This window comes from Streptomyces sp. NPDC047869, assembly GCF_040704065.1.
Taxonomy (GTDB): domain Bacteria; phylum Actinomycetota; class Actinomycetes; order Streptomycetales; family Streptomycetaceae; genus Streptomyces.
Genome location: NZ_JBEYRK010000020.1, coordinates 14,600 through 29,171 on the forward strand (window position 1 = coordinate 14,600; position 14,572 = coordinate 29,171).

11 protein-coding genes are annotated in these 14,572 nt (G+C 72.4%); 5 read left to right on the forward strand and 6 right to left on the reverse strand.

Annotation, left to right across the window (positions count from 1 at the left end):
• Positions 1 to 47: 47 nt before the first annotated feature.
• Complete coding sequence (locus tag AB0924_RS24535; RefSeq protein WP_358932819.1) at positions 48 to 1,031, forward strand: TauD/TfdA family dioxygenase; 984 nt, start codon at positions 48 to 50, stop codon at positions 1,029 to 1,031.
• A gap of 42 nt (positions 1,032 to 1,073) precedes the next feature.
• Here the strand turns inward: AB0924_RS24535 and AB0924_RS24540 are convergent, their stop codons facing one another.
• Positions 1,074 to 2,576, reverse strand: a complete 1,503-nt coding sequence (locus AB0924_RS24540; protein ID WP_358932817.1) for a metallophosphoesterase — start codon at positions 2,574 to 2,576, stop codon at positions 1,074 to 1,076.
• 406 nt (positions 2,577 to 2,982) lie between these two features.
• Between AB0924_RS24540 and AB0924_RS24545 the strand changes: the two genes are divergently transcribed.
• A complete protein-coding gene (locus AB0924_RS24545; RefSeq protein WP_358932815.1) occupies positions 2,983 to 5,346 on the forward strand; it encodes a M4 family metallopeptidase in 2,364 nt (787 codons plus the stop codon).
• Between the two features lie 61 nt (positions 5,347 to 5,407).
• On the opposite strand, the gene AB0924_RS24550 is transcribed toward AB0924_RS24545, so the two are convergent.
• The 3 genes from AB0924_RS24550 to AB0924_RS24560 all read right to left on the reverse strand — a co-directional run bounded on the left by AB0924_RS24550 (position 5,408) and on the right by AB0924_RS24560 (position 8,246).
• A complete protein-coding gene (locus AB0924_RS24550; RefSeq protein ID WP_358932813.1) occupies positions 5,408 to 6,607 on the reverse strand; it encodes a glycoside hydrolase family 64 protein in 1,200 nt (399 codons plus the stop codon).
• Positions 6,608 to 6,757: 150 nt separating this feature from the next.
• Positions 6,758 to 7,513 (reverse strand): dienelactone hydrolase family protein, encoded by a 756-nt coding sequence (locus AB0924_RS24555; protein ID WP_358932811.1) that lies wholly within the window; start codon positions 7,511 to 7,513, stop codon positions 6,758 to 6,760.
• A gap of 112 nt (positions 7,514 to 7,625) precedes the next feature.
• Positions 7,626 to 8,246 (reverse strand): L-threonylcarbamoyladenylate synthase, encoded by a 621-nt coding sequence (locus tag AB0924_RS24560; protein ID WP_358932809.1) that lies wholly within the window; start codon positions 8,244 to 8,246, stop codon positions 7,626 to 7,628.
• Between the two features lie 641 nt (positions 8,247 to 8,887).
• Here AB0924_RS24560 and AB0924_RS24565 point away from each other — a divergent pair.
• Positions 8,888 to 10,417 carry a helix-turn-helix domain-containing protein gene (locus AB0924_RS24565; RefSeq protein ID WP_366912525.1) on the forward strand — a complete coding sequence of 510 codons (1,530 nt, stop codon included), beginning with the start codon at positions 8,888 to 8,890 and terminating at the stop codon, positions 10,415 to 10,417.
• A 132-nt stretch (positions 10,418 to 10,549) separates the two neighbouring features.
• On the opposite strand, the gene AB0924_RS24570 is transcribed toward AB0924_RS24565, so the two are convergent.
• Both AB0924_RS24570 and AB0924_RS24575 read right to left on the reverse strand, forming a co-directional pair.
• Positions 10,550 to 11,803, reverse strand: a complete 1,254-nt coding sequence (locus AB0924_RS24570; RefSeq protein WP_366912526.1) for a serine hydrolase domain-containing protein — start codon at positions 11,801 to 11,803, stop codon at positions 10,550 to 10,552.
• Positions 11,804 to 11,971: 168 nt separating this feature from the next.
• Positions 11,972 to 12,439: a hypothetical protein gene (locus tag AB0924_RS24575; protein WP_358932803.1), complete on the reverse strand. Its 468-nt coding sequence runs from the start codon at positions 12,437 to 12,439 to the stop codon at positions 11,972 to 11,974.
• A gap of 296 nt (positions 12,440 to 12,735) precedes the next feature.
• Here AB0924_RS24575 and AB0924_RS24580 point away from each other — a divergent pair, with 296 nt between their 5' ends.
• Together AB0924_RS24580 and AB0924_RS24585 are read left to right on the forward strand one after the other, a co-directional pair.
• On the forward strand, positions 12,736 to 14,085 hold the full coding sequence (locus AB0924_RS24580) for a transaminase (RefSeq protein WP_358932801.1): 1,350 nt from the start codon (positions 12,736 to 12,738) through the stop codon (positions 14,083 to 14,085).
• 17 nt (positions 14,086 to 14,102) lie between these two features.
• Entirely contained in the window at positions 14,103 to 14,543 is a 441-nt protein-coding gene (locus AB0924_RS24585) for an Lrp/AsnC family transcriptional regulator (protein ID WP_358932799.1), read from the forward strand.
• Positions 14,544 to 14,572: the final 29 nt, after the last annotated feature.

A 14,572-nucleotide genomic window follows, 5' to 3' on the forward strand; every position in this document is an offset into this window, starting at 1 on the left:
TGTCACGATCGGTCGTGGAGCCGGTTCGGACGAGCAACGGAGCGCGCATGACGACGCACAGGGCCACGGCGGAGCACACCGGGCGGGCGGTACGGACCGAGGGCGTCGAGGTGCGCCCGGTCGCCGGGCACATCGGCGCCGAGATCACCGGCGTCGATCTCGCCGGCCCGCTGGACGACGCGGTGGCCGCCGTGATCAGGGAGGCGGTGCTGCGCTGGAAGGTGGTGTTCTTCCGGGGGCAGGAGCTGGACCACGCCGCACACGTCGCCTTCGCCCGCCGGTTCGGCGAGCCGGTCGTCCTCGGCCGGCGGGGCAGCGCCTCGCCGGCCGACTTCCCCGAGGTGGAGACCACCGCCGACCGGCTGGAGCTGGGCGGCGGGTTCGGCATGGAGCAGGAGGAGTGGCTGCGCCGGCGCCGGCACACCCTGCTGCGCGGCTGGCACTGCGACCACGGCGCCCGCGTCGACCCGCCGGCCGCGACCGTCCTGCGCGCCGAGACCGTGCCGCCGTACGGCGGCGACACCACCTGGGCCAATCTGGCCGCCGCCTACGCCGGGCTCTCGGCGCCGGTCCGTGCCTTCGTGGACGGGCTGCGCGCCGAGCACCGGCTCGGCGTGGGCTACCAGCCGCGCCCCGGCGACGACGCCTACCTCCGCCACCTGCTGGACCATCAGGTCGCCTCGGTGCACCCCCTGGTGCGGGTGCACCCGGAGACGGGCGAGCGCGTGCTGTACGTCAACGGCTACTACCTGGAGCAGATCACCGGGGTCTCGCGCCCCGAGAGCGCGGCCCTGCTGGAGATGCTGCTCGAGCAGGCGGTGCGTCCCGAGTACACCGTCCGCTTCCGCTGGGAGCCCGGGAGCGTCGCCTTCTGGGACAACCGGGCCACCATCCACCTGGCCCCCAGCGACAACGCCCACCTGGAGTTCCCCCGGATCATGCACCGGGTGATGCTCGCGGGCGACGTCCCGGTGGGCGTGGACGGCAGGCCGTCCGAGCCGGTCACCGGCACGGAGGCGGGCCGCTGGTGAGTCGGGGGCCGGCCGCCGGCCCGGCGCCCGCCCCCCTGTGACTCACGTCAGCGGGATCGTGACCTCGTCCTCGACCGGCGGATCCAGTTCCTGGGCGCGGTTGCCGGTCGCCGCGAAGCAGCGCAGCCGCACCGCCTCCGGGGTGACGTCCAGGCGCAGGAAGGACTTGAAGAACGGCGGGCTGTACGTGACCGAACCCGGCGAGAAGAGCTGGGTGTAGAGCTTGCGGACGGGCAGCCGGAACCGGGAGGCCCGGTCGGGGCGGCGGCCCGCGCCCAGCAGGCTCGCGACCAGCCGGACCCGCCGGGTGATCCGGACCTGCGGACCGGGCGCCCGGCCGGGCTCGATTCCGAGTCGTTCGGCCACGACCGCCGTCGCCTCGTCCTCGGTGAGGGTGAAGAAGCGGCGCAGCCGCAGCCGCCGGGCGTACACCCGGCTGTAGAAGGCCAGTGAGTCGCCGCGCAGCGGGTAGCAGCGGAACTCCCGCTCCGTGACGTTCGCGACGGACACCCGGGGGATGGTGTGCGTGGCGTGCATGAACGCGCCACCGCCGCCCGAGACCACGTACTGCACGGTGCGGCCGTCCACGTCGACCGGATAGCGCTGGTAGTTGTGGATGTCGCCGCCGATCGCGGCCACGTAGTGGTGCTCCGGGGCGCGCACGACGTCGTCGACCGTGCCGCCGCCGTCGATGGCGCAGGGGTGGTGCTCGCCGTCCACGTACAGCGGCGAGCCGGTGATCAGGATCTTGGGCTTCGGACCCCGGGACACCTCCCGCAGCCACGCGCCCTGCTCGGCGTCGAGCGTGCCGAGCAGTCCGGTGTCGATGCCGACGATCCGCACCGGTCCGGCGTCGATCGCCCAGTAGGGTCCGGGCTGCACGGCGCGCTGCTCCGGCGCCGAACGCAACGCCCGTGCCTCGAAGAGGCGTTGACCGTCGTACGGGCGCGCCCGGTGCCACAGCAGGGTGCGCCACCAGGCACCGCTGAGCGGGCGGGACCGCGGCTCCGGGGCGGGCGGGGGAGCGTCGGCGCAGAAGACCCGCATGAACGCGCCGAGATCCTCGTACCAGTCGTGGTTGCCCGGTACCGCGAAGACGGGGGCGGGATAGTCCTGGTACGGCCGGAAGAACTTGGTGCCGTAGTCGTCCGCGCTGCCGACGGGGTAGATGACATCGCTCGCGATCACCGCGAACTCCGTGTCCCGGCCCACCTCCAGGAAACCGGGCACCGTGGCGTACTGCGAGGCGCCGCCCTCGCCGGTGTCCCCGACGACCATGAAGGAGAAGCGGTCCGGCACGTCCCGCCGCACGACCTTGTCCGCCGGCGCCCCGGCAGCCGCCTGCCCGGCCACCAGGCGGGCGCGGGTACGGCCGGTCGGGTCGCCGAACCATGACGCGAGCACCCCGTTGCGGGCGGCCCACAGGACCCTCGGATTCAGCCAGGACAGCCTTTCCGCGTGAACGGGCATCAGCCGCTGGTAGAGACCGGGTTCGGAGGGGCCCCAGCCGGCGCCCCGGGCGGTATCGCGTGAGGATTCAGACACGCGAGCACGGTAACAACGGTCCTGTGAACGCCTGAAGGGTGGGACCTGGCGTCAAGTACTGGTAAAATCAGGCTACTTCGCGTATCGGTGTCACCGATGCCGTGTTCACCGCGCTCCGCGCCGCACGATGCGCCGATCCGGCCCGGCGAGAGCGTTCGGGCCCGCCCGGCCGCCGCCGGGGCAGGGTAGGGAAAACCCTCGAATTGCCTCTGACGCTGCTGACATGCGCGAGTCAAGACTGTCATTCTCCCCCAGCACGCAGTCGGTTTCGCGTGCAAGCACCGCGCTCCCCACACAGTTCAGCTCGTCCCGGACAGCACACCCGTCTGCCCGGGTCTTCACCGGCCGCTACCCGGCGGCCGCAGCAGGAGGAAATCGAGTGAGTCGTCTTCCCCACAGACGGGCCATGGCCGGAGCCGCACTGGTCTCCACCGCGGCCTTCCTCGCCGTCGGCATCCAGTCGGTGCCGGCAGCCGCCAAGCCCTCCGCCCCTCACGCCGGCCACCTGCGCACCGGCGGCCTGGAGGCCAAGCTCTCCCCGGCCCAGCACGCCAAGCTGGTCAAGAGCGCCCAGCAGAAGACCGCCGCGACCGCCCGCTCCCTCGGTCTCGGCGCCAAGGAGAAGCTGGTCGTCAAGGACGTCGTCAAGGACAACGACGGTACCCTGCACACCCGTTACGAGCGCACCTACGCCGGGATCCCCGTCCTCGGCGGCGACGTCGTGGTGCACACCCCGCCGGCCTCCGTGGCCAAGGGCACGGTGAGCACGACCTTCAACAACAAGCACACCGTGAAGGTCGCCTCCACCACCGCGACCTTCACCAAGGGCGCCGCCGAGACCAAGGCCCTGAAGGCCGCGAAGGCCCTCGACGCCAAGAAGGCCACCACCGACAGCGCCCGCAAGGTGATCTGGGCCGGCGACGGAACCCCGAAGCTCGCCTGGGAGACGGTGATCGGTGGCCTCCAGGACGACGGCACGCCCAGCGCGCTGCACGTCATCACCGACGCCACCACCGGCAAGGAGCTGCACCGCTACCAGGCCATCCAGACCGGTACCGGCAACACCCAGTACAGCGGCTCGGTCAGCCTCAGCACCACGCTGTCCGGCTCGACGTACCAGCTCTACGACACCACGCGCGGCGGCCACAAGACGTACTCCCTCAATGGGGGCACCTCCGGCACCGGCTCGCTGATGACGGACTCGGACGACGTCTGGGGCACCGGGTCGGGTTCCAACACCCAGACCGCCGGCGCCGACGCCGCCTACGGCGCCCAGGAGACCTGGGACTTCTACAAGAACACCTTCGGCCGCAGCGGCATCCGCAACGACGGTGTCGCCGCCTACAGCCGGGTCCACTACAGCAGCGGCTACGTCAACGCGTTCTGGGACGACAGCTGCTTCTGCATGACCTACGGCGACGGCACGTCCAACACCCACGCGCTGACGTCGCTCGACGTGGCCGGCCACGAGATGAGCCACGGCGTCACCTCGAACACCGCGGGCCTCAACTACAGCGGCGAGTCCGGCGGCCTGAACGAGGCGACCTCCGACATCTTCGGCACGGGCGTGGAGTTCTACGCCAACAACTCCACCGACGTCGGTGACTACCTCATCGGCGAGAAGATCAACATCAACGGCGACGGCACCCCGCTGCGCTACATGGACAAGCCCAGCAAGGACGGCGGCTCCGCCGACAGCTGGTACTCCGGCGTCGGCAACCTGGACGTCCACTACTCCTCGGGCCCCGCGAACCACATGTTCTACCTGCTGTCCGAGGGCAGCGGCAGCAAGGTGATCAACGGGGTCACCTACAACAGCCCGACCTCGGACGGCGTCGCCGTCGCCGGCATCGGCCGCGCCAAGGCGCTGCAGATCTGGTACAAGGCGCTGACGACCTACATGACGTCGAGCACCAACTACGCCGGTGCCCGCACCGCCGCCCTGAACGCGGCCGCCTCGCTGTACGGCACGAACTCCGCCGAGTACGCCGGGGTGGGCAACGCCTTCGCCGGCATCAACGTGGGCAGCCACATCAACCCGCCGAGCAGCGGCGTGACGGTGACCAACCCGGGCAGCCAGAGCGCCACCGTCGGCACGGCGGTCAGCCTCCAGGTCCAGGCGAGCAGCACCAACAGCGGTGCCCTCACCTACAGCGCCACCGGTCTGCCGGCCGGCCTGTCGATCAACAGCTCGACCGGTCTGATCTCCGGTACGCCCACCACCGCCGGCTCCTCCAGCACCACGGTGACGGTGAAGGACTCCACCGGCGCGACCGGCACCGCGACCTTCGGCTGGACGGTCAGCACCACCGGCGGCGGCTGCTCCTCGTCCCAGCTGCTGGCCAACCCCGGCTTCGAGTCGGGCAGCACCGGCTGGACCGCGACGAGCGGTGCCATCACCACCGACACCGGTGAGGCCGCCCACAGCGGCTCGTACAAGGCCTGGCTCGACGGCTACGGCACCTCGCACACCGACACCGTGTCCCAGTCGGTGACGATCCCCGCGGGCTGCAAGGCGACCCTGACCTTCTACCTGCACATCGACACCTCGGAGAGCGGCACCACCGCGTACGACAAGCTGACGGTGACCGCCGGTTCGAAGACCCTGGCCACCTACTCGAACGCCAACGCGGCCTCCGGCTACAGCCAGAAGTCGTTCGACCTCTCCTCGCTGGCGGGCCAGACGGTCACGCTGAAGTTCAACGGCGTGGAGGACTCCTCCCTGCAGACCAGCTTCGTCGTGGACGACACCGCCCTGACGACCGGCTGATCACAGCACGAAGCGGTCCCGCACCCCGGAGCTCCTCCGGGGTGCGGGACCGTCCCATGTCTCAGCTCAGCGGATCCAGCGTCAGATACGCCTGCTGCGGACCGCCGTCGTGCACCAGCGACTCCTGGTTGCCGACGTCGTCGAAGGCGAAGGCGTACGCCTTGCCGTCGGCCATCTGGGAGTGGACGGCACGCGCGTAGTGGTTGGTCACGCCGTCCTTGTAGAAGTTCGCCGCCGAGGTGTCGGGCTGGTTGGGGTTGCTCAGCAGCGTGGAGCGGTTGAAACCGGCGCACAACGTACGGGAGATGGGGCCGCGCACCTGGTCGTTGGGCGCGTCCAGCAGCTTGTGGCAGCCGAAGATGCTGGAGGCGTCCGGCTTCTGGAAGCTGGTGACCACCGCGCCGGAGGAGTTGGTGAAGTTCATGACGTTCCCCGACACCCGGCCGAAGTACTTGGTGTTCGGCTGGTCGGTGAACGGCGTGACGGTCAGGGTCGACGTCGAGTACTTCTGCCACACCCGGTTGACGTAGTCGTCCATGACGCTCGCCGGCAGGGCCCCGGTCTCCACCCCGTACAGCGGGGAGAGCGCGCGCAGCACGGTGCCGTCGGAACGCGTCTGGACCAGGCCGGACCAGCCGCCCGACTGACCGCGCAGGGTGTTGAACACCGCGTTGTAGCCACCGGACTTCAGGTGGCCGGTGGTGCTCACGCTGCCGTCCGCGCGCTGCACTCCGACCGCGTACGGCGCCGAGAACATGTCCACCTGGGTGCTGTTGAGCCACAGACCCGAGTCGTTCAGCGTGTACTCCGACCAGTTGAACAGGATGTTGCGGTTGGGGTCGGAGGGGTTCTGCACGGCCGGCTGCACCAGGCCGCCGGTGGTCAGCCGGAAGTCGAGCTTCTGGCCGTAGGAGAAGTAGATCCGGCCGGAGAACTTGGGTATCCGGATCGTCTTCGACTGTCCGGGGGCCGGGCCGGTGATCGCCGCGTCCGGTGCCGGGGTCGGCGGATTGCCGCCCGCGGGCCAGGCGTGGAAGGCGCCGCTCTCGTCGGCCCAGCCCTGGCGTCCCGAGGACAGCTGGGTGCCGAGGTCGTACACGTACACGGGCCCGGAACGGCCCGAGTTGTTGGTGATCTTCAGTGGGATGGTGTCCGCGACGGCGGCGCCGGCGCGGTCCGGTGTGCCGAGCGCGAGCACGCCGCCCACCAGGGCCGCCGCGGCCGCCAGGGGCAGCACGGGACGCGTGTGACTGGGGAGCACTCTCCACCTCCGTGTGGGGTCGGGGTGGTACGTAGCTTGGTCCGTACCTGTTCTGAGAGCGCTCTCAGCGTTACGGCCGATCACGTGCATGTCAATGATTTGGACAGGATCCGGGTGGCGTCCGCGCCGGGGCGGACGCCGCGGCGGACCTCAGAACGCGCGTTCCAGCAGGGCGAGCAGGGCGGCCCAGTGCCGTTCGTCGGCCTCCCGGTCGTAGGCGGTGGTGTCCGCCTGCGTGTACCCGTGCCCGGCCCCCGGATAGACCTCGGAGGTGTGCCGTACGCCGGCGGCGGTGAGCGCGTCCGTCAGGCGCCGGATCTGCTCCTCGGGCATGGACCGGTCCTGGTCGGCGTGGCCGAAGTACAGCTCGGCGGTGATGTTTCCGGCGCCCAGGTGGGGGCTGTCGGGGGCGTCGGTGGCGAGCCGTCCGCCGTGGAAGCCTGCCGCGGCCACGACCCGGTCCGGGTGGGTGGCCGCCGTTCGCAGGACCAGCCGGGCGCCCATGCAGTAGCCCGTCAGCGCCACCGGGCCGTCGGCGACCAGGGGGCTGCCCGCCAGCCAGTCCAGGTAGGCGTCCGCGTCGCGCCGGGTCCGGTCCGGGGTGAGGGAGGCCATGACCGGGCCGATCCGCTGCCAGATGGTCGGGTCGGCCGCGGTGTCGATGAACTCCGGGACCTCCCCGATCGGGGTGCGGCCGTGCCGGTAGAAGACGTTGGGCACCAGCACCGTGTAGCCGGCGCCCGCGAGCCGGTCCGCCATCGAGCGAAGCTGCGGGCGCAGCCCGTACGCGTCCTGGTAGAAGAGGACTCCCGGCCGCGGCCGCCCGTCGGCGGGATGGGCGAGATAGGCGTCGGCGACGCCGTCCGCGGTCGGAATGTCGACGTCGCTACCCTGTACGCCGGTCATGATGTGGAGCCTCCCGGGGTGGATCGGCCGAGAGGGGCACAGGTGCCCGTCGGCCTCGCGTGCACGCCCCATGCTGCCAGGCAGGATCCACAAGGCCGGGAGGGCCGGCCCGTCACTCGAAGCGTGCCGTGTCCCCGGCGCCCCGCCGGACGATCTCGGCCTCTCCGCCGGAGAAGTCCACCACCGTGGTCGGCTCGGTGCCGCAGTCCCCCGAGTCGACCACCGCGTCCACCACGTGGTCGAGCCGGTCCTTGATCTCCCAGCCCTGGGTCATCGGCTCCGCCTCGTCCGGCAGCAGCAGGGTGCTGGACAGCAGCGGCTCGCCCAGTTCGGCCAGCAGGGTCTGGGTGACCACATGGTCGGGGATGCGCACGCCCACCGTCTTCTTCTTCGGGTGCAGCAGCTTGCGCGGCACCTCGCGGGTGGCCGGGAGGATGAAGGTGTAGCTGCCCGGGGTCGACGCCTTGACGGCCCGGAACACGTCGTTGTCGACGCGCACGAACTGGCCGAGCTGCGCGAAGTCCCGGCACATCAGCGTGAAGTGGTGCCGGTCGTCCAGCTGGCGGATCGAACGGATCCGGTCCATGCCGTCCCGGCTGCCGATCTGGCAGCCCAGCGCGTAGCAGGAGTCGGTCGGGTATGCGATGAGCGCCCCCGAACGCACCGCGTCGACGATCTGGCCGATGCTGCGCGGCTGCGGGTTCTCGGGGTGCACGTCGAAGTACTTCGCCATCCGCCGAGCTTAATGCCCTTCCCGGGGTGCCGCGGGCGCGGCCCGGCCGCGCCCGCCGTGGCGGACGCATCCGCACGCGCGTTTTGACATAGGTATGAGGTCATATCCCGAGGGCGAACTGGACGCCCCCGGCTCCGCCCTGGGCTCGCTCGTCTCACTGACGCACCGGCTGCACTCCGCCGCCCACTGACGCGTACGGGTCCGGCCGGACCCGTACGCGTCCCGCCCCCGCGTCGCGATCCCGCCGGGGCGGCCCGTACCCGCGCCGCGCTCAGGGCTGCACACGTCCGCCGTGGTCACCGGCGTGCTCTGCCCGCTGGGCGCGCTTCTCGCGGCGGCCGGAATGCGCCCCGTGCCCGGCGCGGACACCGGCGACCGGACCTCCGCGGGCGGCTGACGGGCCCGCACCGGAATTCCCCGGAAATCGCCAGGTGTAGGACGGGAATCAGGGGGCATGCGAGGGAAGAGCCGCCCGGGGCCTCCCCCCGCCACCGGGCTGCGGCGCCTCCGCCGGCGGTCCACCCCCCGGACCGCCGGCGGAGCCATGTCCGCTTCGCGCCGCCGGCGGCGCGAAGCGGCGCATCGGGTAACGTCCACGTCCGAAACCCGAGGCAGGACGCGAGAACGAGGAGGGGCACGACGTGGCCGGCCGAGCCGAAGAGGGCCCCCACGCCGAGGAGCCGTACGCCGCCGACTGGGCCGGGCAACTGCTCGACCATCTGCGCCCCGCGGCCCGCGACCCGCACCGGCTGGCCACCTGGCTGGGACAGACCCTGCGGGCGACCGTGTGCCTCCAGGACGCGCACGGCGGCCTCCTCGCGGGCGAGGCGGTACCGCTCGACGCCGCCGTGCTCGCCGACATGGGCGGCGGCCGGGTCTCCTCCGCCGCCCTGGACGACGGCGGGCGCCACGTCCGCATGGTCGCGGTACGCCACCGTGACCAGGGCGCGGGCGCCGTGCTGGCCGTGGTCCGCGGCGGACCCTTCGACCCGCGCGCCGCCGACCTCGTCAACCGCGCCGCCGGCGTGCTCGAACTCCTGCTGCGCCACCGGGAGCTGGCCCACGCCGGGCGCCGGCTGCGCCGGGCCACGGCCGACCTGCGGCTCGCCATCCTGCAGCTGCTGATGGTGGAGGACATCGTCTCCGCCCGCAGGGTCGCCGCGGGCCTGTGGCCGGGCCTGCTCGAAGGGGACACCGCCCGGGTGTACGTGATCGAGAGCGCCCCGGCCGAGCGGGACGCGCTCGCCGACGCCTGTGCCGACGCCACCGACGGCCAGGCACTCGTGGTGCGCTGCCCCGCGATGGACGGCCATGTCATCGTCGTCAGCCCCGAACCCGCGGCGGGGCAGCGGCTGCGATCCCTGATCGACGGCCGGTCCGGCATCTTCCTCGGCGGCAGCCTGCGCCAGCGCCTCGCCCGCACCGCCGGCGCCTACGGCCAGGCCGTCAGCGCCCTCGCCGTCGCCCGCTTCCGCCCGGACCGGACGGCCGTCTACGCCGAACGGACCCGTCCCGAGCGCCTCATGGACCCGGCCGGGCTGCGCGCCTGGTCCGCCGGAGTGCTGCGTCCGCTCGACACCCTGCCCCACCACACCCGCGCCGAACTCCTCGCCACCACCCGTCTCGGCCTGGACTTCACCGCCGTGAGCGCGGCGAAGGTGCTCGGCGTCAGCCGCAACACCGTCCGCGCCCGCATGGACCGCGTCGAGACGCTGATCGGCACGGACTTCGCCGGCCTCACCGCCCGAGCCGCCGTCCGGCTCGCACTCAACTCCGAGGCGGCGGGCGGCCCGTACGACCCCGGCGGCACGGCACCCGGCCCGCCGGCCGGCGTCCGGCTCGGCGACCTGCTCGCCCCGCCCGCGCTGCGCGGCTGGGCCATGGATCTCCTCGGCCGCCTGGACGCCGACGGCCGCGATCTGCGCAGCACCCTGTGCGCCTGGCTCGCCGCCGACGCCAACGCCGAACGCGCGGCACGCGAACTGGGCGTCCACGCCCAGACCGTGCGCGAGCACGTCCGGGCCGCCGAACCCGTGCTGGAGCGCCAGTTGCTGGCCGGCGGGAGCGATCTGTACGAGGTCGTCCTCGCCCACCTGGCCACCGGCGCCCTCACCGTCCCCGGCCTCGGCGGGGCGAACCGGGGCCAACCGGACTCGGCTGTGCACGAGTGAGTCCCCGGCGCCTCGGTGAGGGCACGGGCGCGGTACCCGTCGCCGCGTCCCGCGCGTAACGTCGGGGGTCCGCGGGGCACGACCGGCACGGGGGACCGGTCGGGGCCCCGCCCCCTTCTCCGCCGCCCGGTCTCACCGTGCGGCGGGTTCGGCCGGCAGGTCGAAGACATGACCCGGGGAGACGATCTCCGTGATCGCCTGCCCGAACAGGGTGCTCGGTTCCTGGTTGTCGTGGCCGATGTCGGTGTTGAGGGCCACCACGAGGGTCGTCCGCGCCTCGGGCAGGTAGACGGTCAGGGTCTCGTAGCCCGGCAGCGAGCCGTTGTGGCCTATCCACCCCTGCACGTCGAAGATCCCCAGCCCATATCCGGCGCCCGGGATCGGGGTGGGCGGTGTGACGAGCCGCTGCGCCTGCGCGGCCGGGCTGATCATCCGCCGGCCGTCCGGGAAGCGGCCGGTCGCCACAGTGGGCGCCCAGGTCCGCAGATCCCCAAGGGTGGAAATCATGGCGCCGGCCGCCCACCCCCACGACGGGTTCCAGTCGGCCGTGCCCTGCACCTTGCCGTCGGCCGTCTGGTCCGTGTAGCCCTGCGGATGCGGGGAGGGGAACTCCGCGCCGGACGGGAACGAGGTGTCCTTCATCCCGGCCGGGACGAGGATGTGCCGGTGGATGTAGTCCCCGAGGTTCTGACCGCTCTGCTTCTCGACGACCAGGCCGAGCAGGATGAGATTGGTGTTGCTGTAGTAGAACTTCTGCCCCGGCGGGAACATCACCGGATGCTTGAAGGCGTAGTCGAGCAACTGCTCAGGTGTGAAGGGGCGTTGCGGATCGGACGTGAGCGCCTTGAAGAAGCCGTCGTCCTCGGAGTAGTTGAACAGCCCGCTGCGCATCCCGGCCAGCTCGCGCAGGGTGATCCGGTCCCCGTTCGGCACCCCGTCGACGTACTTGCCGATCGGGTCGTCGAGGCCGGCCTTCCCCTCGTCCACCAACTGCAGCAGCGCCGTCACGGTGAACGTCTTGGTCTCGCTGCCGATCCGGACGTACATGTCAGGCGCCATCCTCCGGCCGTCGCTCTTGTCGGCCACGCCGAAGGAGCGGACGTAACTGCCGCGGTCCGGCGTCCAGATGCCGACGGTCACGCCGGGCACGTTCGCCGTGCGCATCACCTGCCGCACGGCGGCGTCGAGCCGACGGGTCACATCGGGGGTGAGGGCGCGGACGGCGTCCGGACCCGAGGGAGAGGGGCTCGGCGATCCGGTGACGGACGCGGCGGGCACGGCGGCCTGCGCCGCCCCGGCCTGAGCACCGGTGAGCGGTACCGTCAGTGTCCCCACCGCCACGGCGACCGCGGCCCCCCTGCGCAGGCGTGCGAGCGAATGCGACATGGGCGACTCCAACCACGTGAGAGCCGGACGTGCGGTGGGCGAGACGTCGGAGCCCTGCCTGCTCAGCATAGGGGCGCCTGCCGCACCCCGCCCGTCGGCCGGACGGCGGCGTCGCGGACGCCGGCCCCGCCCAACTCACGGTGGAGCGGCGGCCTTCGGGGCGGTCCGCTAACGCCCGCACAGGGGAGCGGTCACCGCCAGCACGCCGTTGGCCTGCCGCAGCGCCGTCTCCAGGGTGCCGGGCGTGTGCAGCGCGCCGGTGCCGTCCGGCGGGATCAGCCACTCCAGCGAGCGGGCGGACCGGTACGGCGGCGGCACGGCGACCCAGGACCCCTTGGTGGCGTACCGCAGACCGGCGCCGACCCAGCCGCCGGCCGGGTCGGGCGGCAGGAAGAACCCGACCCGCCCCGCGGCGGTGTCCACCAGGGTCGGGCCGGGGACGGGCAGCGCGGGCCGCCACAGCAGGTCCAGGGTGAGCAGGCCGAGCCGGTCGGGCACGCTCAGCACGTCCCAGAAACGGCCCGCCTCCAGGACCGAGATGCCGTCGCCGTGATCCCACGCCCACTTGCAGGCCCGCGGGTCGGCCGCCGCCGCGGCGAGCCACTCCACGCCCCGCATCCACATCGCGTTCGTCATGCACTGCTCCGGGTGATTCTCGCTCGTCGCCCGCGGCGCGGGAAACGGTCATGACCGGGCACTCGGTGCGCGCGCACGCCAACCCGGCATATGCATGCTGGTAGATATTTCTATCTGGCGGAAGGGGTGGCGCAGCCTGGCGTTTACGGGGCGCGCCCGGCACCCCTGCGCCCGCTCGCCGAGCGCCGGCGGAATCGAGCGCGGCGGCAACCGATTCGAGCGTCAGGCCTTGTTCAGATCATCATTTCAGCCGTACGCTCCCGCTGTTCAGTCGCCCAGCACGTACGAGGTACTCCATGGACCGCACGCGTCTGCACGCCCTCCTGGCCCGCGAGAGTGCCGAGGCCGAACGCCGCAACCCGCGCTCCCGGGCGGCCTACGCCCGGGCCGACCACCTCTTCGGCCGGGTGCCGATGACCTGGATGAACAAGACCGCCGGCGCCTTCCCCCGCTACCTCGCCGGGGCACGCGGTGCCCGGGTCACCGACGTGGACGGGCACGAGTACATCGACTTCTGCCTCGGTGACACGGGCGCGATGGCCGGTCACTCGCCGGCCCCGGTCGCCGAGGCGGTCCAGCACCGGTACGGGACGCTGGGCGGGGCCACCGCCATGCTGCCCACGGAGGACGCCGAGTGGGTCGGCGCCGAGCTGACCCGGCGCTTCGGCCTGGCCCGCTGGAGCTTCTCGCTGACCGCGACCGACGCCAACCGGTGGGCGATCCGGCTCGCCCGGGCCGTCACCGGCCGCCCGAAGATCCTGGTCAACAGCTACTGCTACCACGGCAGCGTCGACGAGTCGCTGATCGTCGTCGGTCCCGACGGCCGGGGCACGGACCGCCCCGGCAATGTCGGCGCCCCCTGCGACGTCACCCTGACCAGCCGGGTCGCCGAGTTCAACGACCTCGACGGGCTGGAACGCGAACTGGCCCACGGCGACGTCGCCGCCGTGCTCATGGAACCCGCGCTCACCAACATCGGCATCGTGCTGCCCGAGCCCGGCTACCTCGCCGGCGTCCGCGAACTGACCAGGCGGTACGGCGTGCTGCTGATCAACGACGAGACCCACACCTTCTCCGCCGGACCAGGCGGTTGCACGGCCGCCTGGGACCTCGACCCCGACCTGCTGACCATCGGCAAGGCGATCGGCGGCGGCATCCCGGCCGGCGCGTACGGCCTGTCCGCCGAACTGGCCGAGCGGCTGCTGGGCCGCGACGACCTGGACCTCGTGGACATGGGCGGCGTCGGCGGCACCCTCGCCGGGAACGCCCTGTCGGTCGCCGCGACCCGCGCCACCCTGGAGCACGTGCTCACCGACGAGGCCTTCGCCCGCATGGCGGGGCTCTCCGAACGCTTCGAGGCCGGCGTCCGGGCCGGCATCGAAGCCCACCGGCTGCCCTGGTCCGTCAGCCGGCTCGGCGCCCGCACCGAGTACCGTTTCACCTCCCCCGCGCCCCGCACCGGCACCGGGTCCGCGGCCGCCGCCGACTCTGAGCTGGAGGACTTCCTGCACCTCTACCTCGCCAACCGGGGCATCCTCCTGACCCCGTTCCACAACATGGCGCTCATGTGCCCCGACACCACCGAGCAGGACGTCGACACCCACACCGAGGTCTTCGCCGCGGCCCTGGCCGAACTGGCGCGATGAGAGGACGGCCGGCCCAGATGGACGACATCGACCGCGCCATCCTGCGCGAGCTGCAGACCGACGGCCGCATCGCCTACGCCGACCTCGGCCCCAGGGTCGGCCTGTCCGCCTCCGCGGCCCGGCAGCGGCTGCAGCGCCTGCTGGACTCAAGGGCCGTCCAGGTCGTCGGCGTCACCGACCCGATGGCGATGGGCGGGCAGGCGATGGCCATGCTCGGCATCGGCGTCGACGGCGACCCGCGGACCGTCGCCGACGCGCTCGCCACACGCCCCGAGGTGGTCTACTCGGTGCTCACCGCCGGCGGCTTCGACCTGTTCGTGGAGGTGGTCGCGCCGGGCCCCAAGGATCTGCTGGACTTCGTCAACGACGTGGTCCGGCCCGCCGAGGGCGTCCGCGAGATCCAGTCCTTCCCCTACTTCGGGATCCACACCCACCGGTTCCTCTGGGACGTGGGCTGACCGGTGCGGCACGTCGCGTGACGGGCCGG

Bases quoted from the DNA above. Each gene is read 5' to 3' on its own strand.
- AB0924_RS24535 (WP_358932819.1), top strand. From the start codon at position 48: ATGACGACGCACAGGGCCACGGCGGAGCACACCGGGCGGGCGGTACGG.
- AB0924_RS24575 (WP_358932803.1), bottom strand. From the start codon at position 12,439: ATGACGAACGCGATGTGGATGCGGGGCGTGGAGTGGCTCGCCGCGGCG.
- AB0924_RS24580 (WP_358932801.1), top strand. From the start codon at position 12,736: ATGGACCGCACGCGTCTGCACGCCCTCCTGGCCCGCGAGAGTGCCGAG.
- AB0924_RS24585 (WP_358932799.1), top strand. From the start codon at position 14,103: ATGGACGACATCGACCGCGCCATCCTGCGCGAGCTGCAGACCGACGGC.
- AB0924_RS24570 (WP_366912526.1), bottom strand. From the start codon at position 11,803: ATGTCGCATTCGCTCGCACGCCTGCGCAGGGGGGCCGCGGTCGCCGTG.
- AB0924_RS24555 (WP_358932811.1), bottom strand. From the start codon at position 7,513: ATGACCGGCGTACAGGGTAGCGACGTCGACATTCCGACCGCGGACGGC.
- AB0924_RS24560 (WP_358932809.1), bottom strand. From the start codon at position 8,246: ATGGCGAAGTACTTCGACGTGCACCCCGAGAACCCGCAGCCGCGCAGC.
- AB0924_RS24545 (WP_358932815.1), top strand. From the start codon at position 2,983: ATGGCCGGAGCCGCACTGGTCTCCACCGCGGCCTTCCTCGCCGTCGGC.